The 26,477-nt window shown below is 46.7% G+C and carries 22 protein-coding genes; 18 read left to right on the top strand and 4 right to left on the bottom strand.

Going from position 1 to position 26,477, the window contains the following annotated elements; genetic code table 11:
* The first annotated feature begins 378 nt into the window (after positions 1–378).
* The gene (locus I2G42_RS16730; protein ID WP_207643439.1) at positions 379–1,611 is read left to right on the top strand and encodes a glutathione S-transferase C-terminal domain-containing protein; all 1,233 of its coding nucleotides are present in this window, start codon (positions 379–381) and stop codon (positions 1,609–1,611) included.
* Positions 1,612–1,733: 122 nt separating this feature from the next.
* Here I2G42_RS16730 and I2G42_RS12965 read toward each other — a convergent pair whose 3' ends face one another.
* A complete protein-coding gene (locus tag I2G42_RS12965) occupies positions 1,734–1,988 on the bottom strand; it encodes a heavy-metal-associated domain-containing protein (protein WP_022461058.1) in 255 nt (84 codons plus the stop codon).
* A gap of 289 nt (positions 1,989–2,277) precedes the next feature.
* Here I2G42_RS12965 and I2G42_RS12960 point away from each other — a divergent pair, with 289 nt between their 5' ends.
* Positions 2,278–3,180: an AraC family transcriptional regulator gene (locus tag I2G42_RS12960; RefSeq protein WP_055228413.1), complete on the top strand. Its 903-nt coding sequence runs from the start codon at positions 2,278–2,280 to the stop codon at positions 3,178–3,180.
* A gap of 10 nt (positions 3,181–3,190) precedes the next feature.
* Here I2G42_RS12960 and I2G42_RS12955 read toward each other — a convergent pair whose 3' ends face one another.
* On the bottom strand, positions 3,191–4,525 hold the full coding sequence (locus I2G42_RS12955; protein WP_022461056.1) for an MATE family efflux transporter: 1,335 nt from the start codon (positions 4,523–4,525) through the stop codon (positions 3,191–3,193).
* A gap of 314 nt (positions 4,526–4,839) precedes the next feature.
* Here I2G42_RS12955 and pckA point away from each other — a divergent pair, with 314 nt between their 5' ends.
* Positions 4,840–6,444, top strand: coding sequence for a phosphoenolpyruvate carboxykinase (ATP) (pckA, locus tag I2G42_RS12950; protein ID WP_022461055.1), 1,605 nt, complete (start codon positions 4,840–4,842; stop codon positions 6,442–6,444).
* Positions 6,445–6,684: 240 nt separating this feature from the next.
* Here the strand turns inward: pckA and I2G42_RS12945 are convergent, their stop codons facing one another.
* On the bottom strand, positions 6,685–8,175 hold the full coding sequence (locus I2G42_RS12945) for an AAA family ATPase (RefSeq protein ID WP_055228411.1): 1,491 nt from the start codon (positions 8,173–8,175) through the stop codon (positions 6,685–6,687).
* A 302-nt stretch (positions 8,176–8,477) separates the two neighbouring features.
* Positions 8,478–9,404 (bottom strand): DMT family transporter, encoded by a 927-nt coding sequence (locus I2G42_RS12940; RefSeq protein WP_118601347.1) that lies wholly within the window; start codon positions 9,402–9,404, stop codon positions 8,478–8,480.
* A gap of 315 nt (positions 9,405–9,719) precedes the next feature.
* Here I2G42_RS12940 and I2G42_RS12935 point away from each other — a divergent pair, with 315 nt between their 5' ends.
* The 15 genes from I2G42_RS12935 (at position 9,720) to acpP (ending at position 26,368) form a co-directional block, all read left to right on the top strand.
* Positions 9,720–11,648: an ABC transporter substrate-binding protein gene (locus I2G42_RS12935; protein WP_195531132.1), complete on the top strand. Its 1,929-nt coding sequence runs from the start codon at positions 9,720–9,722 to the stop codon at positions 11,646–11,648.
* Positions 11,649–11,747: 99 nt separating this feature from the next.
* On the top strand, positions 11,748–12,752 hold the full coding sequence (locus I2G42_RS12930; protein ID WP_022462698.1) for an ABC transporter permease: 1,005 nt from the start codon (positions 11,748–11,750) through the stop codon (positions 12,750–12,752).
* 15 nt (positions 12,753–12,767) lie between these two features.
* The gene (locus I2G42_RS12925) at positions 12,768–14,021 is read left to right on the top strand and encodes an ABC transporter permease (protein WP_055228407.1); all 1,254 of its coding nucleotides are present in this window, start codon (positions 12,768–12,770) and stop codon (positions 14,019–14,021) included.
* A gap of 10 nt (positions 14,022–14,031) precedes the next feature.
* The gene (locus tag I2G42_RS12920) at positions 14,032–15,039 is read left to right on the top strand and encodes an ABC transporter ATP-binding protein (protein WP_022462700.1); all 1,008 of its coding nucleotides are present in this window, start codon (positions 14,032–14,034) and stop codon (positions 15,037–15,039) included.
* Positions 15,032–15,850: an ABC transporter ATP-binding protein gene (locus I2G42_RS12915; RefSeq protein ID WP_022462701.1), complete on the top strand. Its 819-nt coding sequence runs from the start codon at positions 15,032–15,034 to the stop codon at positions 15,848–15,850. Before I2G42_RS12920 ends, I2G42_RS12915 begins: the two co-directional genes overlap by 8 nt.
* Before the next feature lie 198 nt (positions 15,851–16,048).
* Positions 16,049–17,914 (top strand): sensor histidine kinase, encoded by a 1,866-nt coding sequence (locus I2G42_RS12910; protein ID WP_117761785.1) that lies wholly within the window; start codon positions 16,049–16,051, stop codon positions 17,912–17,914.
* Positions 17,886–19,334 (top strand): response regulator, encoded by a 1,449-nt coding sequence (locus I2G42_RS12905; RefSeq protein WP_195531131.1) that lies wholly within the window; start codon positions 17,886–17,888, stop codon positions 19,332–19,334. The genes I2G42_RS12910 and I2G42_RS12905 overlap by 29 nt, the downstream gene beginning before the upstream one ends.
* Complete coding sequence (locus I2G42_RS12900; protein ID WP_173859492.1) at positions 19,327–21,084, top strand: ABC transporter ATP-binding protein; 1,758 nt, start codon at positions 19,327–19,329, stop codon at positions 21,082–21,084. The genes I2G42_RS12905 and I2G42_RS12900 overlap by 8 nt, the downstream gene beginning before the upstream one ends.
* A gap of 115 nt (positions 21,085–21,199) precedes the next feature.
* The gene (locus I2G42_RS12895; RefSeq protein ID WP_082424512.1) at positions 21,200–21,469 is read left to right on the top strand and encodes a spore coat associated protein CotJA; all 270 of its coding nucleotides are present in this window, start codon (positions 21,200–21,202) and stop codon (positions 21,467–21,469) included.
* A complete protein-coding gene (locus I2G42_RS12890) occupies positions 21,466–21,747 on the top strand; it encodes a spore coat protein CotJB (protein ID WP_070100800.1) in 282 nt (93 codons plus the stop codon). The genes I2G42_RS12895 and I2G42_RS12890 overlap by 4 nt, the downstream gene beginning before the upstream one ends.
* Positions 21,748–21,750: 3 nt before the next feature.
* Complete coding sequence (locus tag I2G42_RS12885; RefSeq protein WP_022462707.1) at positions 21,751–22,404, top strand: manganese catalase family protein; 654 nt, start codon at positions 21,751–21,753, stop codon at positions 22,402–22,404.
* 165 nt (positions 22,405–22,569) lie between these two features.
* Positions 22,570–22,740 (top strand): hypothetical protein, encoded by a 171-nt coding sequence (locus I2G42_RS12880; protein WP_156327612.1) that lies wholly within the window; start codon positions 22,570–22,572, stop codon positions 22,738–22,740.
* A 188-nt stretch (positions 22,741–22,928) separates the two neighbouring features.
* Positions 22,929–24,776, top strand: a complete 1,848-nt coding sequence (locus tag I2G42_RS12875) for a glycerophosphodiester phosphodiesterase (protein ID WP_055228402.1) — start codon at positions 22,929–22,931, stop codon at positions 24,774–24,776.
* A 30-nt stretch (positions 24,777–24,806) separates the two neighbouring features.
* A complete protein-coding gene (locus I2G42_RS12870; protein ID WP_242856723.1) occupies positions 24,807–26,039 on the top strand; it encodes an FtsW/RodA/SpoVE family cell cycle protein in 1,233 nt (410 codons plus the stop codon).
* Positions 26,040–26,134: 95 nt separating this feature from the next.
* On the top strand, positions 26,135–26,368 hold the full coding sequence (acpP, locus tag I2G42_RS12865; RefSeq protein ID WP_022462712.1) for an acyl carrier protein: 234 nt from the start codon (positions 26,135–26,137) through the stop codon (positions 26,366–26,368).
* The last annotated feature ends 109 nt before the right edge of the window (positions 26,369–26,477 follow it).

Here is a 26,477-nt window from a genome sequence, read left to right as displayed (position 1 = left end):
AAAACAAGGCCAGTGCTCATTTGCAGAGAATGCGGCACTGGCCTTTTACTATAAGAAAATCCTATAGCCACTCCAAAGAATTAGCAATTAGACGTAACCAGACAGATATAGTATGATAACTGCATAGAAAACATAGCGAAATAATAGGAAAACAAAAGCTTTCCTATTTGAAAATTCATTCGATAGAACATGCGAAAGAGAGGCAGAAAATCAATGGCGAATTAAAATCCGCGTAAGACCAAAAGAAACCGTATCGGAGATCGACAAAAACGGCTATTTCCGCAGACAGCCGAATCACTTCACGACTCCGTTCGGCGACGGTGAAAACGATCTGAAGGCAGAAGGTAATAAGAGATACTGTCTCGTCTGGGCAAAGCTGTGCCACTGGTCCAACCGCGCGGCGATCGTAAGAGAGCTGGAGGGCCTGGAAGATCCGATATCCGCCTGTACGTGACACTTGCCCGTCTGGACATCCGCTATACCGCACAGCTCGGCGAGACGAAGCATCCGCTCTACACTTACAAAAACCTGTGGGGCTACGCAAAAGAGTTGTGGGAGATCCCGGCATTCAAAAATAATACCTTCTTTGCAGATTTTGCCGTGCCGCCGGCAGACGCCAAGGGAAGTGTGGAGCGAAGCTTCAATGTCCGCTTCTTAAAACAGCTCGATTTTGCACAGTTCTGGGGTAATGTGGACGATCGTTCTGCTTTATCGAGTGATCCGGAGCACAAACTGAAAGCAGAGACCGATGCCGGAACCGCACGCAGCGATGCAGATGTTGAAACAGAAAAGAACCGTGAGGATGCCGCAATCTATGCGAAGATTCACGCCATCCCAAGCACAGAATTTGCAAAATATACCGAGGAGGAACTGCCGATGAAGAAAGATCCGGCAAGCCTTCCGCCGCTGGCTGATACTAGAGAAGAAGATTATCAGACGATTCTTGCCGAAATCCGCGAACTGCCGGACGGACCGGAGCTGTCACCAACAGCAAATGCAAAATCGTCCACAGCAGCCGCTGAAGAAGTAAAGAAAAAGATCGCCGAGCCGCTGGATACGATGCTGAATGCCGTAGAACTGGCACAGTACATAGAAAGTGCAAAACAGTTCTACGGAGCCCTCGAAGAGCTCGAAACAGCACTTGGAGCCACCCGTTTCCTGGCAGGAGACTTTGTGACCGAGGCAGACGCAGCGCTTTATGTTACCCTTGTGCGCTTTGACCTCTTATATTCCCGTTACCTCGGACCGGTGAAATACCGTGTGCAGGATCTGAAAAATGTTTCGGATTACTTAAAAGATCTGTACCAGATCCCGGCATTTGCACATCACACAGATTTTGCAGCCATCATCCGCCAGGGAAGAATTGAGGGAGAGGAAGACGGCTTCCGCGCCAGCACACACTACGATCTGGCACTTCCGAAGATTGACTGGGATGCACAGTGGAAGGTTTCGACCGAGCGCGCCTACCTGTCCTCAGACCCGACCCATCCGATCTATCTTGGAAACAACCGCAGATTCGACATCGACCCGACCTGGTACGATCTGGGCGCAGAATCTCCGAAAAAAGAGGAGAAAGAAACGCCGCCGTCCTGCGGATGCTGCTGCGGCTGATCAAATCATAGATAAAAAATAGAAAACACCGTTTCAGAGGCAGATTTCCAAAAGGAAATAAATTTCTGAAACGGTGCTTTTTTCCGACGCACAAACTGCAAAAGGAAAGGCATGAAATCCGCTTATCGTCCGAAATGGAAAAATCCCTTTTTCTCATACGGCTCACTCGTATACGAAACCAGCTCATATCCGATGTCCTTGATCTGCTGTTTCAGATACGGAATATCGAGCGGTGCTTCGCTGATGACAACGGTCTCGCCATTTTTTGCAGAAGAGTTTACTTTCTTTGGAGAGCAGCTTTTGCGGACTACATCATTCATATGGGATTCGCACATGCCGCACATCATACCATCAATTTTTAAGACTGTTTTAATCATACAATACCTGCTTTCTTCCGGGAATACAGCGAAACGAAAGCGTGCCGGACTGTATTCCTGGTGTTTGATGAAAAATTTGAAATCACATACCCTATCGGGGTATCTAAAATATAGCGCGGATGAAAAGAAATGTCAATAAGCTGATAAAATATGATAATTATTATCATTTAAGAAGGAAAAATACGGTCATGGAAGGGCGATTCGCCGGCAGAACATGGAAACTTGCCGGAATCGCAAAGTTCGTGTTACAATTGGGACAGCAGAGCAAAACAAGAGAGGAGACAAAAATATGCTCTCACAGATGAATTACCGAAAAGAAACACAGCCCCACGGTGATGAGCTTTTTCCGCTGAGCATTCACGTTTTCGAGACAGACCTGCAGAGTACCGTGCGGGTGTACTGCCACTGGCATGAGGAAGTGGAGCTCTTTTATGCAGTAAAGGGCGAAGCTGTTTTTCATATGGATACCGAGACCTTTCTCCTGCGGGAAGGGGAGACCGCCTTTGTCAATGCAAACCGTCTGCATGAGGTAGAGGGAATCGACGGACAGGAATTTACGTTTCTTGCCGTTGTATTCCAGCCGCGTTTTCTGTCCGGCACATCGCTTGACCGAATCCAGCAGCAGTATATCGAACCAGTGCTGTCCTCCGAGATCCGTTTTCCATCCAAGACAGAGCGGGGGACACGCCTTGCAGAAAAAACGGCACAGGCCATGCAGGAGATCCGAAATCTGCAGGAAAGAAAAGAACCGGGCTGGGAGCTGCTGTTAAAAGCGGAACTTCTGAAAATCTGGCAGGGATATTACAGTGCGGCAGAAAAGAACGGCGGAAAAACGGATGCCTCGACGAATTACCGTGTCAGCAGAATGAAAGAGATCCTCACATACATGAATGCTCATTTCTGTGAGGATCTCGAAATCGCGGAACTGGCGAGCCAGTTTCATATGAGTGAGAGCGCTTTCTGCCGCTTCTTTAAGTCGATTATGCATATTTCCGCCGTGACGTATGTCAATAACCTGCGGATTGCCGAGAGCTGCCGGCTGCTGCTTTCCACCGAGGAGGCGATCAGCAAGATTGCGAGCGACTGCGGATTCCGAAATATCAGCTATTTTAACCGCGTCTTCCAGGAACGCATGCACCAGACGCCGGGGCAGTTCCGTAGTTTATCCGCAGAAAACCGTACTGCGATATAAGATTCGGAACTTATGCAGGCTTCTGCGATCGGAATGCACGCCGCAGGAAGAAAAGTCCGGTCATATCAGCCAGTGCCCAGCCGATCGGAATGGCGATCCAGATTCCGGCAACGCCAAGCGCCGTGGCGGAGAAAAGGTATGCCAGCGCCACACGCATGCCAAGCGAAATGACGGTCAGAACAACCGACATCTCGGCGCGTTTGACAGCGCGGTAATACCCGTACAGCAGAAACAGCCATCCGATGCCGAGATAGAACGAGCCTTCCAGCCGCAGGTACTGTACGCCGATCGCGATGACCTCCATTTCTGATGCTTTCACGAAAATCTGCATCAGCGGATGCGCGAACAGATTGACAAGCAGAGAAATGACGATGGAAAAAGCAGCGCTCAGTGCAAAAGCATCTTTCGTGCCGCGCCGGATCCGCTCGTGATTTCCGGCCCCGTAATTCTGTGCGGTAAAAGTGGAGTAGGCATTTCCGAAATCCTGCACCGGCAGATAGGCAAAGGTATCAATTTTCACCGCGGCCGCAAATGCCGCCATGACCGCCGGACCGAAGCTGTTGACGAGCCCCTGTACCATCAGAATGCCGAAATTCATGACCGACTGCTGAATGCAGGTCATCGAAGAAAGATTCAGAATCTCTTTTAAAATGGAATGGCTGAAACGCCATTCTTTTTTTGACGGCAGCCACATGCGGCAGCGGAGCAGCACATAGAGCAGAATACCGACGGCGGACACATACTGCGCAAGAACCGTAGCGAGCGCCGCGCCTGCGATGCCGAACGGCAGTACAGCGACAAAGAGCAGATCCAGTGCAATGTTCAGCACAGCAGAGACAGCGAGAAAAATCAGCGGCACAGAAGAGTTTCCGAGCGCGCGCAGCATACAGGAAAAGAAATTGTATACGGATGTTGCAATAAGGCCGGCAAAGATAATCAGAAGATACGTCCGCATGCCGGGACGGACTTCATCCGGGACGCGAAGAAACGTAAGGATCGGCTCGATGCCTGCATAAACAGCGAGATTCAGCACGAGCGTAACGGCAAGGATCAGCAGAAACGCGTGGAGAATCGAAAGTTTTAAAGAAGAAAGATCTTTTCGTCCCTGATAAATCGAAAAGAGCGCACCGGCGCCCATCGACAGGCCGAGAAAAATGGAAGTCAGAAACGTCATCAGCGTATAGGAGGAGCCGACGGCGGCGAGCGCATTGCTTCCGAGAACGCGTCCGACGATCAGGGTGTCGGCAATGTTGTAAAACTGCTGCAACAGATTTCCTGCGATCATCGGCAGGGCAAACAGGATAAGAGAGCGGGAGATTTTCCCGCGGGTCAGATCGTAATACATAAAGAAACTTCTTTCCGAACATAATTATTAATATTATAACATAAAAAATCAAAAAATGTCAATTTGCAGGATGAAGTGTACAAAAGTGCAATTGTCAGAAAATTTCGAAAAATCGAAGTTTATAAAATTTTTACAGATTTTGGGACACGTTCTGTAAAAAAACGGAAGATTTTCAGTTGATTTTTTTGGCCTTTTATGTATAATTAGAGTAGAAGAGGCCGGCTGGTCCGGTTTCTTAAAAAGGATACCTTCAAATTTCTGCATTTTGCAGAATGAAGCAGTATTACTATCAAAGGAAAGAGGTTAATTACAAGATGGCACAGATCGATTTAACAAAGTATGGCATCACCGGTACCACAGAAATTGTGTACAACCCTTCTTATGAGCAGTTATTTGAGGAAGAGACAAAACCAGAGCTGGAAGGCTATGAAAAAGGCCGGGAGACAGAGCTTGGTGCAGTTAACGTTATGACCGGTATCTATACAGGCCGTTCACCGAAAGACAAATACATCGTTGTGGACGAGAATTCGAAAGATACTGTATGGTGGACTTCCGATGAGTACAAAAACGATAACCATCCGGCAACCCAGGAAGCATGGGCAGCAGTAAAAGAGATCGCAAAAAAAGAGCTCTCCAACAAAAGACTGTTCGTTGTAGATGCATTCTGCGGTGCAAATAAAGATACCCGTATGGCTATCCGCTTCATCGTTGAGGTAGCTTGGCAGGCACATTTCGTAACTAACATGTTCATCAAACCTACAGCAGAAGAGCTTGAGAACTTCGAGCCGGATTTCGTTGTATACAACGCATCCAAAGCAAAGGTTGAGAACTACAAAGAGCTGGGTCTGAACTCTGAGACAGCAGTAGTATTCAACATCACAAGCCGTGAGCAGGTTATCATCAACACATGGTACGGCGGAGAGATGAAGAAAGGTATGTTCTCCATGATGAACTACTATCTGCCGCTGAAAGGCATCGCTTCCATGCACTGCTCTGCAAACACAGACCTGAACGGTGAGAATACTGCAATCTTCTTTGGACTTTCCGGAACAGGAAAAACAACACTTTCCACAGACCCGAAACGTCTTCTGATCGGTGATGACGAGCACGGCTGGGACGACAACGGAGTATTCAACTTCGAGGGCGGCTGCTATGCAAAAGTTATCAACCTGGACAAAGAGTCTGAGCCGGACATCTACAATGCAATCAGACGTGACGCTCTGCTTGAGAACGTTACTGTTGATGCGGAAGGCAAAATTGACTTCAATGATAAGAGCGTAACCGAGAATACTCGTGTATCTTATCCGATCAACCACATTGAGAACATCGTTCGCCCGATTTCTTCTGCACCGGCAGCTAAGAATGTTATTTTCCTGTCCGCAGATGCATTCGGCGTACTTCCGCCAGTATCTATTCTGACACCAGAGCAGACTCAGTACTACTTCCTGTCCGGATTTACTGCAAAACTTGCAGGAACCGAGCGCGGAATTACCGAGCCGACTCCTACCTTCTCTGCATGCTTCGGCCAGGCATTCCTGGAGCTGCACCCAACCAAATATGCAGAAGAGCTTGTTAAGAAAATGGAGAAGAGCGGAGCAAAAGCATACCTGGTTAACACAGGCTGGAACGGAACCGGAAAACGTATCTCCATCCGTGATACCCGTGGAATCATCGATGCAATCTTAAGCGGTGCTATCAACGAAGCTCCGACGAAGACTATTCCGTACTTCAACTTCGAAGTTCCGACTGAACTTCCGGGCGTTGATCCGGCTATCCTGGATCCTCGCGATACCTATGCTGATGCTTCCGAGTGGGAGACCAAAGCACTGGATCTGGCTGAAAGATTCATCAAGAACTTTGCAAAATATGAAGGAAACGCTGCTGGTAAAGCACTTGTTTCCGCTGGTCCGCAGAAATAAATTTTCTGAATTGACCGAAAGGAAGCCCCTGGCATGAAAGTGTCAGGGGCTTTCTTTTATGAAAATATCTGGAGAAATAAAATAGTTCCCTGCCCGAAAGTACAGACTGATGGGACAGGAAACTATTTTACAGCACACCCCAAAATAATGCAAAAAATTTCAGCACCACAGAGCGTGAATTGTTGCGTCACTGGTTTTCGCCGTACCTTGATACGCCTTCAAAATAGAAAATAAGGCAGATCAGCAGGACAAGAGCAGTTCACGTACCATTTCTGCATCAAAGGTAACAGAGGAAACATGGTTGACTTCTATCTGATATAACGCATTTGCTGCGATATGCTCAGCAGCCTGCTCAAGATCACGAATACCGCTTGTGTTTTCGTGGCAGGAGATTACGGCATCGAGTCCTTCCGGCGTCAGAATGCATTCCTTTTCTTTCATACCGATACGTTTTAACACCTTTGGAAGTGCATAGCGGGAGAAAATGATTTTCTTTTCTTCCGGTGTGTAATCCGGAATTTCAATCACAGCGAAGCGGGACATCAGCGGAGCACTGATCTGGTCCTTGTCGTTTGCGGTTGCAATCGGGTATACACCGACGGTCGGGATCATACATTCGATATAGTTATCGGTAAAACCAAGATTATCAAGAAGGGTCAGCAGAACATCTGCCGGGTTTCCGTTTCCTTTGCCGGAGGCAGCCTTGTCGAGCTCATTGATGATAAAGACGAGGTTGGATTCACCAGCCATGGAAAAAGCATCCATGATGATTCCCGGTTTTGCGTTTGCGTAGATGCGGGAACTTCCGGTCAGCTGTTCCGGGTCATTAATCGAACTCATATCGAGTGTTGTCCACGGTAATTTTAAGATACGCGCAACGGCATAAGCAATCTGCGATTTTCCGGTTCCGGCAGGACCGATCAGTAACAGACCATAGGCCGGCAGCGTATGAGTCCGGTTAATCTGAATGATGGTTTCGATAATTCTCTGCTTCACACGTTCCATGCCATACAGTTCTTCATCGAGGATCCGGCGTGCTTCCACTGGATCAATGGCTTCAAAATAGTTGCTTTTCCATTGAATATTCATCATCATGGAGAGGGCGCGCTGCGCGTGACGACGTTCTTCGGGAGAGACTTCGTGGGAACGGGCAACAGCGAGGTTTCGACGAGCCCAAAGGCGGATATTATCCGGCAGCGTTCTTCCGGCACAGTTCATAAAATCAGTGATGGATTGGATGCTGGTGAGCTTCATGCTGTCACCGGTTTCCTCCTGATCCTCATCCTCAACTTCTTCTTCCGGTGCATTGCTGGCGAGGAGACGCTCAATCATAAACTGTAAAAATCCATCCTCAGCCGAAAGCTTTGCGCCGCCACCGAAAGCGATCTCGCGGATTTTGTAAACTGCATAACCGTCGGATGTTTGTGTGCCGGAAAGGCGGACATTGATATGGTTTTCACCGAGCCATTTTAAAAGGCTGACAAAACGGGCATCAATCTGGAGAATATCGGCGATGAAGGTTTCTTCTTCGTTTTTAAATTCAAACGAGGTCCGTTTGGATGGGTTTGTGAAAATACCACAGGGATGATGCGGGAAAGCCTTCTCTTTTGTATCCAGAATTAGGATCGGCTGATCCGGAGAAGTAAACGGTGCATTTGTGCGGAAAACAGTATACGTACATTCGGAAACTTTTGCTTTTTCCGGGGAATTGCTGAAATCAAAAACGGGCATGACAGAACCTCCTAATAAAATAAGTGCTTATTGGTACAATAAAAACAGTGTAGCACGAATTAAAAAATCCTGCAATCAATATGCAGAATTTTGTATTTTTATGCTATGAAAATATTGGGCAAGCGGATATTCGAAATGGAAGCAGGGGACTTACTAGATTCGGTTAAATTTTCGGAAGGCATAAAAAAGCCCTCCGGGCAGGATCACACTGCGGCGGAGGGAAATTATGTCATCAAAGCAAGCTGTCGTAAGAAAGAAGCTCGCAAAACAGGAATCTTTTTTACACTGAAAAAGGAATGGCATCAGGAAACAGCGCTGGTTTTGGAAAAGCCCGGAAGCTGTACCAGCACGATCGCTGCAAACATCAGAATACAGCCGGAGAGCTCGCGACCGGAGAGTGCCTGATGAAGGAAAATCCAACCGGCGAGAACGGAAAAAACGGATTCCAGGCTCATCAGCAGAGAAGCCATGGTGGGATTTAATCCTTTCTGCCCGATAATCTGCAGGGTATAGCCGACACCAGAAGAGAGAATTCCGGCATAGAGAATCGGTATCCAGGCGTGCAGAAGGTTGGAAACGTTTACGGTTTCAAAGAGGGCCATACAGACAGCTGACAGGATCGAACAGGTAAAAAACTGAATGCAGGACATTTTGATGCCGTCGACAAGCGGAGAAAAATGATCAATAACTAGAATATGTATGGTAAATCCGAGAGCACAGGCAAGCACAAGAAGATCGCCCTTCTGCAAAGAGAAGGATCCGTCTGTCATGCAGAGCAGATAGAGACCGGCAACGGCAATGAGAACTGCGAGCCAGACCTTCGGTTGTACTCGTTTTCGGAGGAACAGGCCGCAGACCGGAACAAGGACGATGTAAAGTGCGGTGATAAAACCGGCCTTTCCGACGGTTGTGTACTGAATGCCGATCTGTTGCAGAGCTGAGGCGGCAAACAGTGCGATGCCGCAGAGAATACCGCCCGCCCAGAGCGTTTTTGACTGTGTGCCATTTTCTGACGAAGCATCTGGAGGTAGGGTTCGCTTTTTACACGAGGAGAAAAAGACAATCAGCGGAAGAAGCGTAAGTCCGCCGAGCAGGTTTCGTGCCGCGTTGAATGTAAAAGGTCCGACATAATCCATGCCGGTCTGCTGTGCGACAAAGGCAGAACCCCAGATCGCAGCGGTCAGAAGCAGAAGCGCTGACTGTCGGTACTTATGAGAAACAGTATTCATAATAGAAAAAACCTCCTGAAATTGATACGATATTCATCATAGCACAAACAGATGGAAAAAGCGAACGGAAAAATGTCGGAAAAGACGGAAAAATGGTACAAATAATCATAATGACGAAACAGTGCAGATATTGCGAAAATGGATATGTGAAAAATGAGCAGAACAAAGGAGATTAAAAAGGGAAAAACGAGCAATTCAACCAACACAAAACAAAAAAAGAACACCAAAAACAAAAAATAGACACTGTTTTTCTAACAGTCTTTGTGTATAATGAACTCATCAAGCAAGAACGAAAACCTTAAGGAGGTAAAAAGTATGAAAAAGCGTAACATGAAAGTCCTTGCACTGTTAATGACAGTGACAATGGCAGGAACGATGCTTGCTGGATGTGGAGACAGCGGAAGTACAAGCACCGGTTCATCCGGAGGAGCAACAGCATCCTCCAGCGGAACAGCAGATGCATCAAGCGATGCCACAGCAGCATCTTCCAGCACAGCAGATGCTTCCAGCGAAGATACCACAGGTTCAGATGATGTGGTAGGAGAGCTTCCAAGAAATGAAACTCTTTACTTCGCAGGACAGCAGTGGGGTACCGTCAACGATTACAACCCAATGTCCGCAAACTCAAACAATGCAATGGTTATAGCACAGGGCGATGCTTCACGTGTACTTGTTTATGAAACTCTTTATATGTGGAATCCGCTGGATGCAAAAATGTATCCGTTGCTTGCAGACGGAGATCCGGTTTGGAACGATGCCCGTACCGAAATTACCGTTAAGATCAAAGCTGACGCAAAATGGAATGACGGCACACCGGTTACTGCAAAAGATGTAGCAGCTACCTATCATGCACATGTAGATTACAATTCTTCTACCGGCGCTGAAATGAAGAGCTACATTGCAGATGTTGTTGCACAGGATGACAGTACCGTAGTCTTCAAACTGACAACCGATGACTCCGGCGAAGCAGTTAACCCGGTTCTTGCGGAAAGATATCTTCCAATGCTTTATATCATGCAGGAAAACTATCTGAAGACCGTAGCTGACAGAAACAACAACGATGCTGAAGCAATTAAAATGGATAAGATGGACGATCTGGTAACTTCCGGACCGTACAAAAAATACTTTGACAATGACCAGAACGTAGTTCTGATCCGCGATGATAATTATTGGGGACAGGCAGATTCCATGTGGGGTAAGCTTCCGGTTCCGAAATATATTTCTCACCCGATCTTTAAAGATAACGCAGCAGCTACCACCGCATTCCAGAATGGTGATATTGATGTGGCACAGATATTCATCACAGACCTTCAGAAATTGTGGTTAGAGCAGGATCTTCCGATTTCTACCTATGTTGATGAAGCACCGTATCAGCTGTGTATGACAATGCCTACCCTGTTCTTTAATACAGAAGTAGAAGGACTGGATCAGGTAGCTGTTCGTAAGGCAATCGCTATGGCAGTTGACTACGATCAGGTTATTTCTTCAGCAATGTCCGGACAGTCTCCTACCTTCGCAGATGTTCCGCGTTCTGTCATGAACCCGACCGATGCTGAGCAGGCTATGGTGGATCAGGATGCCTTAAAAGAGTATCAGTGGTCCAATGCCGATGTAGAAGGTGCTAAGAAGCTTCTGGACGATGCCGGAATCGTAGACACCGACGGAGACGGAATCCGTGAGTACAACGGAAAGAACCTTTCCTATAAGGCTGAGTGCCCGACAGGATGGTCTGACTGGAATGCAACCCTTGAAATCGTAGCAGCAGCAGGAAAGAATATTGGTATCAACATTGAGACCTACTTCCCGGAAGCAGCAAACTTTAGCACCGATTACAGTACCGGAAACTTCGAAATCACCATGCAGTCCGGCCCTGGTACATCGGTTGCCAACCCGTACATGAGATGCCGTTTCTTCATGAGCTCTGATTACAACGATCTTGAGGTTAACTTCAGTGGTAACTTCGGTCATTATCAGAACGACCGTGTAGATGAAATCCTTGCAGCAATTCCTCATGAGACCGATGATGCAAAACTGAAAGATTACTATACAGAACTTTCCAAGATTATGCTGGAAGATTGCCCGTGTGTACCGCTGATGTACAGACCGCAGGTATTCCACGAAGTAAACGAGTCCGTATGGACCAACTATCCGCAGAAAGACGATGGAACCAATGTTCCTCCGATGGACTGCACCGATGGTTATGGCGTAGCAGCACTGTACAATCTGGAACTGATTGACGGCTGATTTGCCAAACAGAAAGAAAGCACACACTGAATTGTAACAGAGGCGGCCGGAGCCGGGGTGCTCCGGCCGCTTTTACAAAATCAGAAGGAGGGTTCCTCTATGAAAGGAATGAAAAAGTATTATACGCAGAAGATCATGTGGTATCTTTTGACGTTAGTCTTTGCAGTGCTGCTGAACTTCATTCTTCCGCGTCTGATGCCGGGCGATCCGGTTTCAACTATTGCGTCCAAATCGGTAGAAGGTATGACCGATGCGACTGCAATTCAGAAAGTATATGAAGACTATGCAGCGAAATTTGGTATTAACAAACCAATGTATGTCCAGTTTTTTACCTGGGTAAAAAATGCACTTCGCGGTGATTTCGGCATTTCTTTCAGCCAGTATCCGCGTACCGTATCCGATATTATTTCCAGTTCGGTTCTGTGGACCATATGTTTACAGCTTCCGGCCATTATTGTTGGATGGATTCTTGGTAACCTGCTTGGTGCAATTGCAGCTTACATGAAAGGTGTTTTCGACAAGGCAATCCTTCCGGCATTCCTGTTTATCAGTAACGTACCTGCCTTTGGTATGGCAACCGTACTTTTATTTGTTTTCTCACTGAAATTACATATTGCACCTGCAGCAGGCGGCTATGCGAGCAGTATGATTCCGCATATGAGCCTTGCTTTTATGAAATCTGTGCTTTCACATTACCAGTTGCCGTTCTGGTCTATCGTAATCATCACGATCGGCGGCCAGGCTATTGGTATGCGTTCAATGTCAATTTATGAATTGAATGCCGACTATGTAAAATACAGTCGTTTCCTTGGAATCAAGGATCATACGATTGTGAAATATGTGTTCCGTAACGCAATGCTTCCGCAGATCACCGGTCTTGCAATGTCCCTTGGTACCATGATAGGCGGTAACCTGGTAGCTGAGATGGTATTCAGTTATCCGGGACTTGGAACAACGATGCTCTCAGCAGTTACCGGCCAGGATTATCCGCTGCTTTCTGCCTGTACGTTAATCATTACTATCATGGTTCTGCTGGCCAACCTGCTTGTTGAACTTCTGTATGCAGTCATTGACCCACGTGTCAAAGCATCCCAGCAGGATTAGAAAGGAGAATACGCTATGAAAAATACAATCAAACAGATTTTTCATTCAGGAAAATTCGTGACAGGATTTGTAATCTTCTTGGCAATTCTCCTGACTATTATCATCTATCCGCTTGTTGTGGCAAAAGATCCGCTGGCAATGATCGGAAACGGAAACTTTTTCAAACCGGGTACCTATCTTTCGATTCAGGACACCGTAAATTCCGGCAAAACGTATAAGATGAATGTTGATGCAACCGCATCCATCGTTGAAAGCAAACTGACAATGGACAACCGTTCTATGATGGCAGAATGGCTGGAAAAATACGGCGGTGTAGATGCCAGTGAAATCGATGTTACCGATGCAGAAGGTCTGATTGCTCTCTGGGAGGAAAAATATGACCCAAATGCAGAACAGAAAGGCCTTATCGCAGCAAAAAAGAAAAAATATCAGCGTCTTGACAACGAAATCGACGGTATTTTAGAGGATGTTCCAACCATTATTGCCGAGAAAAATGAAGAGACCGGTGAGCTGGAAGAGGTTCAGAGCATCGACAGCAAGCAGTACATCAATGAAAAAGATGTCATTAACCGTCAGAACTTTGTTCTTGGTACAGATAACTTTGGTCGTGATGTTTTGACTGAGCTGATCTCTGCAACAGGTTCATCCCTGAAAATTGGTCTGGTTGCGGGAATCATTGCAACTGTGATCGGACTGTTCCTCGGACTTCTTGCAGGTTACCTTGGAGGTTTTGTGGACAACCTGATTCTGTTCTTTACCAACTTGTTCACCGTTATCCCATCCTTCGTTCTCCTGATCCTCATCTCCTACAGCGTAGGTGAGTCTCAGAGGGGAATCATGATGGTGGCACTCCTGATCGGAATTACCGCATGGCCGTGGACAACACGTTCTGTACGTTCCCAGGTTATTTCTCTTCGAAACCGTGACCATGTAAACCTTTCCAAACTGTCCGGCCACAGCATGCTGCGGATTGTCCTTACCGACATCCTTCCGTACGTTGCATCCTACGTTGTTATGGCCTTCATTCTCCAGATTTCCTCCGGAATTCTGGCAGAGGCACAGCTTTCTATGATCGGACTTGGACCGGCAACCACAAAGACTGCAACACTTGGTCTTATGATGCAATGGGCAACCCAGTACAATGCACACTTAAACGGTGCATGGTGGGCATATTTCCCGGTCATTCTTGTAATCGCACTTATTTCATTCTCTCTTAACCTGATGAACACCGGTCTTGACCAGGTATTCAACCCGCAGTTAAGAGACTAAGGAGGCAGCTATGGGAAAAGTAATGCTGGAAGTAAACAATCTGAAAACGAAATATGTAACTCGTTTTCATGAAGATGTATACGCCGTAGACGGAGTCTCCCTGAAGATTGAGGAGGGAAAATCCCTCGGTGTAGCAGGTGAGTCCGGCTGTGGTAAATCGACGCTGGCACTGTCCCTGATGGGCTATTATTTCGCACCGCTTCACTACATCAGCGGCGATATTATCGTAGATGGAAGAAAAATTTCCGGAATGAAACCAGACGATGTCCGGAAAAATATTCTGGGCAATGAGATCGCCTACATTCCGCAGGCAGCAATGAATGCCCTGAACCCGACACAGAAAATCATCCGATTTGTAGAAGACGTTATTCATGCGCATGATCCGAAAATGCCGAGAAAGGATATTTATGATCTGGCAAAAGAACGTTTTCAGATCTTAGGCCTGCCGGAGGAGGTACTGCAGAAGCATGCGGTTGAGCTTTCCGGAGGTATGAAACAGAGAACCGTTATCGCAATTTCGACCATTCTTTCTCCGAAGGTACTGATCGCCGATGAGCCATCGTCCGCGCTGGATGTAACTTCCCAGAAAATGGTTATTAAAATGATGCGTGATCTGATGGAAAAAGGATTTATCAAATCCATGATCTTCATCACACACGAGCTGCCGCTTCTTTACAACGTAACCGATGATATTATGGTTATGTATGCTGGACAGATTGTAGAAAAAGGTACCGCAAAAGAAATGGTATTCGATCCGCTGCATCCATATTCCAAAGGTCTGATGGGATCGATCATCGTTCCGGAGGAAGGTGTAAGAGAACAGAAGCTGACTGCAATTCCGGGAACTCCGCCAAACCTGAAGCATCCGCCGGAGGGCTGCCGTTTCGCAGACCGCTGTCCTTATGCACAGCCAACCTGCCGCGGTATGAAACCAGAGGTCATCGAACTGCCGAACGGAAGAGAGTACCGCTGCCTGATGTCTGAGAGAAAGGTTCGGGAGGTGTATGCAAATGCGTGATGGTAAAGAATTAAAACCATGCCTCTCCGGAAGAGGCGTAACGAAAGTGTTTGGCTTTGGCGATGCAAAAACGGTCGCTGTAGACCATGTTGATTTCGATTTTCATGAAGGTGAATTTGTTTCTATCGTAGGAGAATCCGGATCCGGAAAAACAACCCTTTCGAAGATGTTGCTCGGGCTGATCAGCGTAACGGAAGGTGAAATTGATTTCCAGGGTAAACCAAGAGACATCTCGAACGGAAAGAAGAAAAAAGAGTACTGGAAGGGAATTCAGGCGATTTTCCAGGATCCGTTTGCTTCCTACAATATGTTTAAACGTGTAGATTCTGTTCTGCTGGATTGCATTAATATGCGCGGTGACAAGAATCTGCCGAAAGAAGAAAAAGAACGTCTGATGACAGAGGCCTGCAGCTTTGTAAACTTAAAATACGCAGAACTGACAAACAAATATCCATTTGAGCTGTCAGGAGGCCAGATGCAGCGACTGATGATTGCACGTATTTTCCTTCTGAAACCAAAGATTCTGCTTGCCGATGAGCCGACGTCTATGATTGATGCCTGCTCACGTGCAACGATCCTGGATATGCTGCTGAAGCTGCGTGATGAGATTAATATGACGATTATCTTCATCACCCACGATATTGGTCTTGCTTACTATGTATCCGATAATGTTTATATTATGGAGCATGGAAAATTTGTGGAATCGGGACCGGCAGAAGAAGTAATTCTTCACCCGACAGCAGCGTATACCAAACGTCTGATCAGCGATGTTCCAAAGATTTATGAACCGTGGGATCTGACAACAGTATAACAATGGTACGAAAGCTGTTTCCTTGGAATCATGCTTTGCGTCATATATGAGTCTTGCGAAAAGAGAGACGGTGCACGAAAAAAAAGTGTACCGTCTTCTCTTTTTGTCAATAATTTTTCTGAAAAAATTGCTTTTTAAAGAAAAAACTGGTAAAATTAGTAAGGTTACAGAACCGAAAAGAAAACTGGGGGATGAAAAATGCGAAACTGGTTTCGCGGACTGAAACTGAACCAAAAATTTACCGTAACAACGTTGATCTTTATTTTTATTCCGCTTTTTGGCATGATGTGCTTTGGGTTTAGGAGTATCAAAAAGAATGCCATAGATCATGGGGTAAATGAAGCAGTAACGGCAATAGATCTTACCTGTGCGGAGGTGAATGCAAAAGCGAATGCCTGCTCAATGGTTGTAGATACGCTGCAGGAGTATGAACCGTTGGAAAAATATCTTCTTCATCTCAGGAGGGGAGAGGAGATCTCGGAGAGCTATTATCAGCAATTTCGGAACAACAGCATCAGCATAATCGATAAAATGCAGGAGGCAATGCCAGATCTGTACCAGATCCATATTTTTGCCATGGCAGATGGTTTTCTGGAGCAGCAGCCGATCCTGTACCAGAAGGAAAAGATGAAAAACTGCGCCTGGTACCGAAGCTATCAGGGCGGTGGACAGTGGTTTTTTGACATACAGGAAAAAAATATTATCTCCGGTACAAAAAAAGAAGGTTCCCATTTGATGACTTATGTACGGGAACTGCGGGATCAAAGCGGAGGAAGGCTTGGCGTGATCGAGGTATCCATGCGTATGGCAGACATATTTCCCGAAATTTATCGATCCGGTGACAGCAGCTGGGCCTGCTTTGTTGATGAAAATTGGAATTTATATGACTGCGGAAAAACAGCGGCAGCCTGCAAATGGCAGTCCTATCGGGGGCTGATTCTGTTCCGGGCAGGAATCCGTGACAGAAAAGAGAGTCAGCAGAGCGCGGTGATTGACCGGAAAAACGTTGCAATTGTGCTTCGGAAAGTCGATAAACTCAATGGAATGTTTGTAACACTGACCAATTTGGATGATGCAACCGGAAACATGATCAAACAGCAGCAGAGAATGCTGCTTGAATTTGCCGGCTTCGGGCTGCTTCTGATTGTGGTGGTCAATCTGATTGTGCGTGGCCTGCTGAAGGAGTTTTATGACGTCCTGTGTGAGATGCGTCAGATTGACAATGGAACAACAAAGATAAAGGTTTGTTACAGCGCAGAAGAGATGCGGGAAATGAGCTATGGTATCAACGGAATGCTGGAGAGAATTCAGAAACAGAACGAGGAAAGCATCAAAAGGGAGGCAGCGCTGAAAGATACGGCAATCCGGGCAATGCAGAACCAGATTAACGCTCATTTTATTTATAATGTTCTGGAATCCATTAAGATGATGGCTGAGATTGATGAAGAGTATACGATTTCCGATGCGGTAACAGCACTTGGTGAAATGCTGCACTACAATATGCGCTGGAATAAATTTCTGGTAACCGTTCAGGATGAGATGAATTATATTCAGAACTATGTGGAACTGATGAATCTGCGGTATGATTTCACAATTACATTATCTGTTCAGATACCGGAAAATTTGTATCGGCAGGATATCCCCAAGATGTCTCTTCAGCCGATTGTGGAAAATGCAATCACACATGGAATTGAGGAGCTGGATGCAGACGCCGTCATTGAAATCAAAGGAATAGAGCATGAAAAGAGCTTTGAGATTGAAATCACAGATTCCGGAATAGGCATGTCAGAAAAGCAGCTTGCAATTCTGAGACGTAAACTAAGAATGCGCCTGAATTCAGATACACAGCCGAAACATGGAATCGGGCTTCGGAATGTACAGGACAGAATCCACATTCAATTTGGAACAGAGTATGGACTGTCAGTTTATACAAAAGAGCATTGCTATACGAAGGTGAGCATTCATCTTCCCATCACGAGGGGGAAATATTCTCCGATGGATCAAGAGGGTGACGAGAAAGAGGAAGAAAAAGAAAATGAATACACTGCTGGTTGTAGAAGATGAAAAATTGATTCGACAGGGAATCGTGGCGATGATCCGGCGAAGCAGCGTGCCGGTGGAGGAGATTCTGGAGTGTCGAAACGGAGAAGAGGCATTGGAGATTTTGGGAAAACAGAGGGTGGACGTCATGTTCACTGATATCCGTATGCCCAAAATGGACGGTCTGACACTGGTCAACAAAATGGAGGAGCTGTCACAGAAACCTGTTGTTATTGTTTTAAGCGGCTATGATGAATTTTCCTATGCGGTTGAAATGATGAAACATGGAGTTCGGGACTATATTTTAAAACCGATCAAGCGGGAGACGATAGAACAGCTTCTGGAAAATCTGGAACGAGAGCTTTCGGAGACCCGGGAAACGGAAGAAGAGGAAGAACGGTGCTTTTTAAATCAGCTCCGTTATCTGATGATGAATGCAGAAATGGCCGAAGAAAAAGAATGGATGGATATGGAAAGCAGGATCCGGCGCCACATCGGAAACGACAGCTTCCGGATCCTGCTGACCAGCAAGGCAAATGGGGAACGGTTTTCGAAATGCAGCGGAATTCTGCTGGAAGGCGTAGAAGGAGGAGTTCTGTATCTTCTGCCGGAACCGGAGGCAGAGCGGATCATGAAAGAAAAAGATGAGAGATTTTGTCTCGGAGTGGGAAAAGAACATCGTTCTGTGATGGAAATTCCAGAGGCATACCAGGAAGCACTGCTGGCCCGGGAAATGGCATTTATACAGAAAAATCCTGTGGAAGAATATCAGAAAAAATGTTTTGAGGAAAAGCCGGAGCTGGCACAGTTTCAGGAAAAATTTATTCTGCAGGTGCCAACGGACCGGGCAGATACTGTGCTGCGAAAAATGCGGAACTGGTATTTTGAGGCGGCGCATCAGAGGGTCTCCCCCTATCAGCTTCTGACAGTGACGGAAGCAATCTGCAAAGAACTGGATCTTTTTTACCGCATGCCGGAAAAACAGGAAAAATGTCCGCGTCCTCTGCAGTACCGTGATGCAGATCTGTTTCTGGATGCGTTTGAAGAATGGATACACGTTTACAGGGAAAGCCTGAAAAGTCAGACAGCCGGAAAAGAAAAAATGGAAGAGGCAATTTCATATATTCGGGAAAATTATGCAAAAGATCTGAATATGGCGATGGTATCTAACCATATTTGTATGAATTATTCGCTGTTTTCAGCAGCGTTTAAAGAACATACCGGTGTGAATTTTGTGAACTATCTGAAGGAGATCCGCATTGCGGAGGCAAAGCGTCTGTTGATTCAAACAGAAGATAAAATTACGGAAATTGCCAAACAGGTTGGATTTGAAAATGATAAGCATTTCATGAAATCATTTAAAACGGCATGCGGCGTATCACCGTCTGAGTTCCGAAAAGATTACAAAATGGTTTCCAACGGAAAGGGAGGACAGGATGAGTAAAGAAAAAGAAACCGGAAAAGAGAAGGGAAGAATCCGCCAGCTGGCGCGGTATTACATTCCATATAAGGGATTGTTTTTTACCGACATGTTTTTTGCAATGCTTGGAGCAGCCATTACACTGGTGATTCCACTGATTGTACGGTATATTACGAGTACGGTTGTGGAAAAGCCGCTGGAGCAGGCAACGGGTGAGATTATCCGCCTAGGTATTCTGATGATTGCTATGGTTCTGGTTGAAATGTACTGTAACTTTTATATTGCCTATTACGGCCATGTGATGGGGGCGCGGATTGAGCATGATATGCGGAACGAGATCTTCGGCCATTATCAGAAGCTTTCGTTTGCTTTTTTCGATAACCAGAAGGTCGGCCATCTGTTGTCACGCATCACAAGCGATCTGTTCGATATCAGTGAGCTTTTACATCATGGGCCGGAGAATATTGTCATTTCGTTTATCAAACTGATCGGCGCGATGATTATTCTGTTTGTGGTAAATCCGATGCTGGCATGTGTGCCGCTTGTGGTTATTGTGGTGATGCTGCTGTTTGCGTTAGTGATGAACAGCCGCATGAAGAGTGCATTCAAGGAAAACCGCCGCAGAATTGCGGATATCAACAGTCAGATCGAGGACAGCCTTTCGGGGATCCGTGTTGTCAAATCGTTTGGAAATGAGACAGAGGAGATGCGAAAGTTCAATGCGGGAAATGACCGTTTTGTCGATTCGAAGAAGGTCAGCTACCGCTATATGGGAATTTACAATTCGGGAATGGGAGCCTTTTCGACGCTGATTACCGTTATTTCGCTGATTGTCGGCGCATTGCTGATGACAGGTGGGAAGCTTGGGGCGGCGGATCTGGTTACCTTTCTTCTGTACATCAACAACTGTACAGATCCGGTGAAAAAGCTGGTGAACTTTACGGAGCAGTTCCAGAATGGTTATTCCGGTTACGAACGTTTCCTGGAAATTATGAGCATCGCACCGGACATCCAGGACAAGCCGGATGCACTGCCACTGAAGAATGTGCAGGGAGAAGTAACCTTTGAAAACGTTTCGTTTCACTATGAGGAGTCGAAGGAAAACGTGTTAAGCAATGTGAATCTGCATGTCCCGGCCGGCGACTATGTGGCACTGGTCGGCAGCTCCGGCGCCGGAAAGACGACGCTTTGCTCGCTGATTCCGCGTTTTTACGATGTGACGGAAGGACGAATTCTGCTGGATGGAAAGGACATCCGCGATGTGAAGTTAAAGGATCTGCGCGATGAGATCGGTATTGTGCAGCAGGATGTATATCTGTTTGCAGGAACGATCATCGACAACATCCGCTATGGCAGACCGGATGCGACCGACGAGGAGGTCATCCGCGCAGCGAAAGCGGCCAATGCACATGAATTTATCATGGAGCTGGCGGACGGCTACGACACCGATATCGGCCAGCGCGGCGTAAAACTTTCCGGTGGCCAGAAACAACGGCTTTCCATCGCCCGCGTATTCCTCAAAAACCCGCCGATCCTGATTTTCGACGAGGCAACCTCAGCGCTCGACAACGAAAGCGAAAAAGTCGTCCAGAAATCTTTGGAACTTCTGGCGAAAGACAGGACAACCTTCGTGATTGCGCACCGGCTGTCCACAATCCGGAATGCAAAGCGGATTCTGGTGCTGACGGAGAATGGAATTGCGGAGGAAGGCACACATAAGGAACTGCTCGCGAAGGGCGGGATTTATGCGCATTTGTATGAGATGCAGTTTTGATGAAAAGTTCATTAGTATGACAGAAAGGCAGCGGAAGAGAAACCGCTGCCTTTTTTGACACTTTCTTATTTTCTTCATACTCTATAAAGAACAGAAAATGAAAGAGGAACATGGTATGGATTCATCCCGTATGAATCGCGGCTGCTGCGGTGCGAACAATATGCAGAACCGCCGCGCCGCTTCAAACAATATGGAACTGAAGATGGAACCAAGGAATTTCCCGCGGAAAATGCAGCATGTAGATCATATGATACCTGCAATGGCGTACGTTCCGATGCAGCGGTTTGAACAGATCTATGATCTTTCCGCTGCATTAAAAAATGGAACCTTATTCCCGGAACTCTGTAAACCATTCTGTGGAAAGGGAGGAGGACAGTGCCTATGATGCCGCAGATGCCATCCCGCGAAAAGATGCTCGCCTGGATTGATCAGGTCAGCTTTGCTGTTGTTGAAATGAACCTTTACCTCGACACCCACCCGGAGGATGAAGATGCACTTGCCTTTTTCCGGGAAAAAGTGGAGCTTCGAAAAGAAGCACTGAAACAGTACGCCGAACAGTACGGCCCGCTCACGATCGATACCGCCAACGACCGCATGAGCCGTTCTTTCGAATGGGTTATGCAGCCATGGCCGTGGGAAGTCAACCGGAAAGGAGGGTGCTGACGGATGTGGAATTATGAAAAACGCCTCGAGTATCCTGTAAACATCACGACACCAAACCCCAAAATCGCCCAAATTATCATGAGTCAGTACGGTGGACCGGATGGAGAGATGGGCGCATCCATGCGGTATCTCTCTCAGCGTTTCACAGCACCGAACCGAATTGTAGCGGGGGTGTTGAATGATGTTGGGACAGAAGAACTCGCACACCTTGAGATGGTTTCAACGATCGTTCATCAGCTCACCTGCAATCTTTCTCTGGAAGAAATTCAGAACTCTGGTTTTGCCAATTACTATGTAGACCACACAACTGGCATCTGGCCGCAGGCGGCTGGCGGAGTTCCGTTTAATTCTTGTGAGTTCCAGTCGAAAGGTGATCCTTTGACAGATTTGTTCGAAGACCTCGCTGCGGAGCAGAAAGCCCGGTCAACGTATGATAACATCCTTCGTTTGGTAAAAGATCCTGAAGTTGCAGATCCGATTCGTTTCCTGCGGGCGCGTGAAGTTGTGCATTTCCAGCGTTTTGGTGAAGCACTGCGTTCTGTACAGGATGAATTGAATTCGAAGAACTTTTATGCGTTTAATCCGTCGTTTGATGCAAAGACTTTCTGTGCGGCACCGCAGCCAGGGGCAGGTCAGGGGAATTGCTGCACAAGATAGTAAATTAAAAATCAAAGAACAGCACATCACTGGAAAATCCCATCTGAAAAACAGGTGGGATTTTTTGGGTTTACAGTAAGAAAATCTTATCCAGTCGTAAATCATTATCCCATCATAATATAGAAAAAAGACTTTCAAAAACAGAACAGTCAGAAAGGATGTTCCATGGAAGCAATGAATTATGTAAAGCCCGAACTCATCGTCGTTGCGTTCGTGCTGTATTTTTTCGGTGTTGCTTTGCGGCAGGCACCGGATGCGGACAGCAGGATGGAAAAATCAGTAAGCAGCCCATCCGCCATGGTAAAAAAACTGCAGAAGTGGTGCAACCAGAAATAGAAAAAAGAATACTCAAAGACCCGGTTTTGTGTTATACTGGAAGATAGTTTAAAATGAACAGAAAGAAAAAGAGCTTCAAAAAAGACTCGAAGTGTCAAATGTAAAATACAAAAGAGAAAAAATAAAGGTAATTTTTGCATACAGATTCATCGGGGGGAATTGCGGCTGACAGGAGAGAACAACAGCAGATGAGAAAAAAGGCAGTAAAAAATGCAGGAATGATACGAATTTATCTGAATATGGCATGGAAACTTTTGCAGAAAAACCTGCTTAGCATCGTGATATTTGAGACGGTCTACCGCCTGTTTTCCAGCCAGCTGGTTTCAAGACTCGCCAATGCGGCGATCAACTTTTCCTTAAAACAGCTGGGAACGAGTTATATGACATCGGAAAACTTCAACAAGATCATGCTGCATCCGCTGACCCTTCTGTTGATTTTTGGAATTCTGCTTGTTTTCTTTTTCTGTATGCTGTTTGAAATCTATGCTGTCATGGCGGCTCTGGAGGCCTCCTGGAAACGAAAACGGATTTCCGTTCCTGTCATGATGCTTGCCGGCGGAAGAGGAGCTGCACAGTTTGTGCGTGCCCGCCCGTGGACCTGGTTTTTCTACATGGCAGCGAGCTTCCCGTACCTTTGGCTGCACAGCAGCTACAGCGCCATCCGCAGTATGAAACTGCTTCAGGTTTCCCTGACGAAGATTTTCAATGCCTTCCCGGCATACTGGATCCCGGTGGTGCTGACGATTCTGCTTGTCGCGTTCTCGTTTGTGTTTTCCTACACCATCCCGTTCCGGTGCATGATGACGGAAAAAGAGAAAAATACCCATCTGCGGGTGCGCCAGACACTGGAAAAACGCGTGCTGCGTGAGCTTGGCATCAACGTCTTTTTCCAGGTGATGATTTTTCTGATTACGTGGGTTCTGTATCTGATTTTCGGAACGGCTGTCGTTGCCTATGCAAAGCTGGTGAAAACGCCGTCTACCGTTGTCAGTACCGTCATCGTCTACGGTGACTGGGTCAAATCGACGATGAGCCTGATCGGCGGAGCGTTCGGCCTTGTCGGAAGCATTACGTATCTGTATCTGATTTTTATCCGTTCCTCCCGAAAGGGCTACCAGAAGAGCCGGACAACGAAAAAGCCGAGCTCGAAGCTGGTACGCACCTTCTGCGGTCCGGTAACGGCGGTGGTTCTCACGATCGCCATGCTGGCGGGAGAAACGGTTTATCTTGTATATGCCATGCGCGCAACACGTGCAGAGGCAACGGCTTCCTCCCAGTATATTTCGGTGTCAGCGCACCGGGGCGGAGCCAGAAAAGCACCGGAAAATACGATGAGCGCGATCAAATATGCAGTGGACAGCATGTCGGATTACGCGGAGATCGATGTACAGGAGACGAGTGATGGTGAGATTGTCCTTATGCACGACACAAATCTGAAGCGGACAACCGGTCTGAATGCCAGCATCTGGACCCTGACCTACGATGAAATCAGCCAGCTCGATGCCGGTGTACGATTCAACAAAAAATTCCGCGGCGAGCAGATTCCGAAGCTGGAAGAAGTCATCGCGTACGCGAAAGGAAAAATCAACCTGAATATCGAAGTAAAATACAACGGCCACAACCAGAATATTGTCAAAAAAGTGGTGAAAATCATCGAGGACAATGACTTTGTGGATCAGTGTGTGCTGACTTCCATGAACTACAATTTCCTCAGGCAGGCAAAGAAAATCAATCCGGATATCAAGACCGGGTATACGATGAAAATGTCGTACGGAGGCCTGGAGGATATGGACGCGGCGGACTTCTTTTCTGTAAAATATACGTACATCACAGAAAGCTTTGTAGAGCATGCACACAGTCTTGGTAAAGAAGTCTGTGCCTGGACGCTGAATTATCAGGGAGATATGCAGCGGATGGTCAATTGCGGCGTGGACAACATTATCACGGACGATCCGGAGCTGGTGCGTAAGGTTATCCTCGGAACGACCGACCGAAATCCGGGCTTTGTCAGCCTGCTTGGCTATGCACTGAAATAAATGGAGTAAAACAATGGAGGTGGAAACTTCATGGCAGAGAAAGTAAACATGCCATCCCAGAAGAAAGAAAAGAAGAAAAAGAGGAAGAAAAAACTTCCTTCGGATTTTTATGATTATAACCTGCTGGCCTGCACGATTTTGCTGGCCAGCTTCGGACTGATTATGCTGTACAGCGCGAGCGCCTACGAGGCGGCCAGTACATTCAAAGGAAATGATATGTATTATTTCACGCATCAGGCGGGGCTTTCTGCTATTGTTCTGGTGGGGATTGTGATATTGTCGAAGTTTGTAGATTATCATAGTGTATGGTTCCAGCGGATTGCAGCACTGGTATACTGGGGAAGTCTCCTTCTGATGGCAGCGGTAAGGTTTACGCCGCTTGGTTATGAAGCCTACGGGGCGAGAAGATGGCTCCGGATCGGCAGTGTCAGTCTTCAGCCTGCGGAGATTGGAAAGCTGGGGCTGATTCTGTATTTGCCATACATTATCCTGAAGATGGGAAAAAATATGCGTACCATCCGCGCAAAAGCGATTGTCCTCGGACTTGGCGTGCTGCAGGCGCTGGCTGCGTGGATTCTGACGGACAACCTGAGTACCGCCATTATTCTGGGACTCATCGCCTGCGTCATTTTGTTTCTGGCGGACCCGGAGGTAAAATTTTATGCGCGTGTGATTCCGGGCGCGGCGGTAATTGGCGTTTTTGCGATTATCATTTTAAAAAATAATCTGCAGATCTTTGAAAGAATAGGCGGTGACTTCCGGTCGAACCGTATCTATGAATGGCTTTCCGGAGGCAGCTATCAGATTCTGCAGGGACTTTATGCGATTGGCTCCGGTGGATTTCTCGGAAAAGGACTTGGCAACAGTACGCAGAAGATTACAACAATTCCGGAAGCACAGAACGATATGATCTTCTCGATCATCTGCGAGGAGCTTGGAATATTTGGCGCGATTCTTGTATTGCTGCTGTTTGGCTACCTGCTGTACCGTCTGTTTGTGGTTGCACAGAATGCGCCGGACGCGTATGGAATGCTGATGGTGAGCGGCGTTTTTGCACATATTTCCATTCAGGTTATTCTGAACCTGTGCGTTGTTCTGAAACTGATGCCGGCAACGGGAATTACCCTTCCATTTATCAGTTACGGAGGAACATCGGTGCTCTTTATCCTGACGGAAATCGGCATTGCCCTGTGCGTCTCCCGCTTTATTGTGTTCCAGGATGGAAAGAGCGGAGAAGGAGAGGCACAGGCGGAAGAACAGTAAAAGTAGAAAAATCTATTGACAAATGCCGGAATAACAGATACACTTTTTTCGAAAGAAATACTGGCTGCCGGGTAGAGGCAGGAAGGAGCAGAACAATGTTAGAAAAGATAAAAGAAATTTTAGTAGAACAGCTCAACTGTGATGCAGACAGCATCAACGAAGATACCTCTTTTAAAGATGACCTGGGTGCAGATTCCCTGGATCTCTACGAGATGGTTATGGCATTAGAAGACGAGTACGGAATTGAAATCGACACCGACGAACTGACAGACCTTTCTACCGTCGGCGACTTTATGGAATATTTGAAACAGCACGGCGTAGAGGTCTGAAAAAGAGCATTGCCGCTGGCAAAAGTGGAAGGATGGTGCAGCTCGGAAGAAACGCCGGGCTGTTTTCCATTCTAAATAAATGGTGGAAGGGAACAGACAAAAGGATTGT

The sequence above is a fragment of the Fusicatenibacter saccharivorans genome (genome assembly GCF_015557635.1).
In the GTDB taxonomy this organism is placed as follows: Bacteria; Bacillota; Clostridia; order Lachnospirales; family Lachnospiraceae; genus Fusicatenibacter; species Fusicatenibacter saccharivorans.
This window is presented reverse-complemented; position numbering and strand designations above follow the sequence as displayed.

What these genes read in the sequence shown, in the direction of transcription:
- I2G42_RS12905 (WP_195531131.1), top strand. Translation starts at nt 17,886, where the DNA reads ATGAATACACTGCTGGTTGTAGAAGATGAAAAATTGATTCGACAGGGA.
- I2G42_RS12900 (WP_173859492.1), top strand. Translation starts at nt 19,327, where the DNA reads ATGAGTAAAGAAAAAGAAACCGGAAAAGAGAAGGGAAGAATCCGCCAG.
- I2G42_RS12875 (WP_055228402.1), top strand. Translation starts at nt 22,929, where the DNA reads ATGAGAAAAAAGGCAGTAAAAAATGCAGGAATGATACGAATTTATCTG.
- I2G42_RS12920 (WP_022462700.1), top strand. Translation starts at nt 14,032, where the DNA reads ATGGGAAAAGTAATGCTGGAAGTAAACAATCTGAAAACGAAATATGTA.
- I2G42_RS12895 (WP_082424512.1), top strand. Translation starts at nt 21,200, where the DNA reads ATGGATTCATCCCGTATGAATCGCGGCTGCTGCGGTGCGAACAATATG.
- I2G42_RS12915 (WP_022462701.1), top strand. Translation starts at nt 15,032, where the DNA reads ATGCGTGATGGTAAAGAATTAAAACCATGCCTCTCCGGAAGAGGCGTA.
- I2G42_RS12940 (WP_118601347.1), bottom strand. Translation starts at nt 9,404, where the DNA reads ATGAATACTGTTTCTCATAAGTACCGACAGTCAGCGCTTCTGCTTCTG.
- I2G42_RS12935 (WP_195531132.1), top strand. Translation starts at nt 9,720, where the DNA reads ATGAAAAAGCGTAACATGAAAGTCCTTGCACTGTTAATGACAGTGACA.
- I2G42_RS12945 (WP_055228411.1), bottom strand. Translation starts at nt 8,175, where the DNA reads ATGCCCGTTTTTGATTTCAGCAATTCCCCGGAAAAAGCAAAAGTTTCC.
- I2G42_RS12890 (WP_070100800.1), top strand. Translation starts at nt 21,466, where the DNA reads ATGATGCCGCAGATGCCATCCCGCGAAAAGATGCTCGCCTGGATTGAT.
- I2G42_RS12925 (WP_055228407.1), top strand. Translation starts at nt 12,768, where the DNA reads ATGAAAAATACAATCAAACAGATTTTTCATTCAGGAAAATTCGTGACA.
- I2G42_RS12870 (WP_242856723.1), top strand. Translation starts at nt 24,807, where the DNA reads ATGGCAGAGAAAGTAAACATGCCATCCCAGAAGAAAGAAAAGAAGAAA.
- pckA (WP_022461055.1), top strand. Translation starts at nt 4,840, where the DNA reads ATGGCACAGATCGATTTAACAAAGTATGGCATCACCGGTACCACAGAA.
- I2G42_RS12880 (WP_156327612.1), top strand. Translation starts at nt 22,570, where the DNA reads ATGGAAGCAATGAATTATGTAAAGCCCGAACTCATCGTCGTTGCGTTC.
- I2G42_RS12955 (WP_022461056.1), bottom strand. Translation starts at nt 4,525, where the DNA reads ATGTATTACGATCTGACCCGCGGGAAAATCTCCCGCTCTCTTATCCTG.
- I2G42_RS12965 (WP_022461058.1), bottom strand. Translation starts at nt 1,988, where the DNA reads ATGATTAAAACAGTCTTAAAAATTGATGGTATGATGTGCGGCATGTGC.
- I2G42_RS12930 (WP_022462698.1), top strand. Translation starts at nt 11,748, where the DNA reads ATGAAAGGAATGAAAAAGTATTATACGCAGAAGATCATGTGGTATCTT.
- acpP (WP_022462712.1), top strand. Translation starts at nt 26,135, where the DNA reads ATGTTAGAAAAGATAAAAGAAATTTTAGTAGAACAGCTCAACTGTGAT.
- I2G42_RS12960 (WP_055228413.1), top strand. Translation starts at nt 2,278, where the DNA reads ATGCTCTCACAGATGAATTACCGAAAAGAAACACAGCCCCACGGTGAT.
- I2G42_RS12885 (WP_022462707.1), top strand. Translation starts at nt 21,751, where the DNA reads ATGTGGAATTATGAAAAACGCCTCGAGTATCCTGTAAACATCACGACA.
- I2G42_RS12910 (WP_117761785.1), top strand. Translation starts at nt 16,049, where the DNA reads ATGCGAAACTGGTTTCGCGGACTGAAACTGAACCAAAAATTTACCGTA.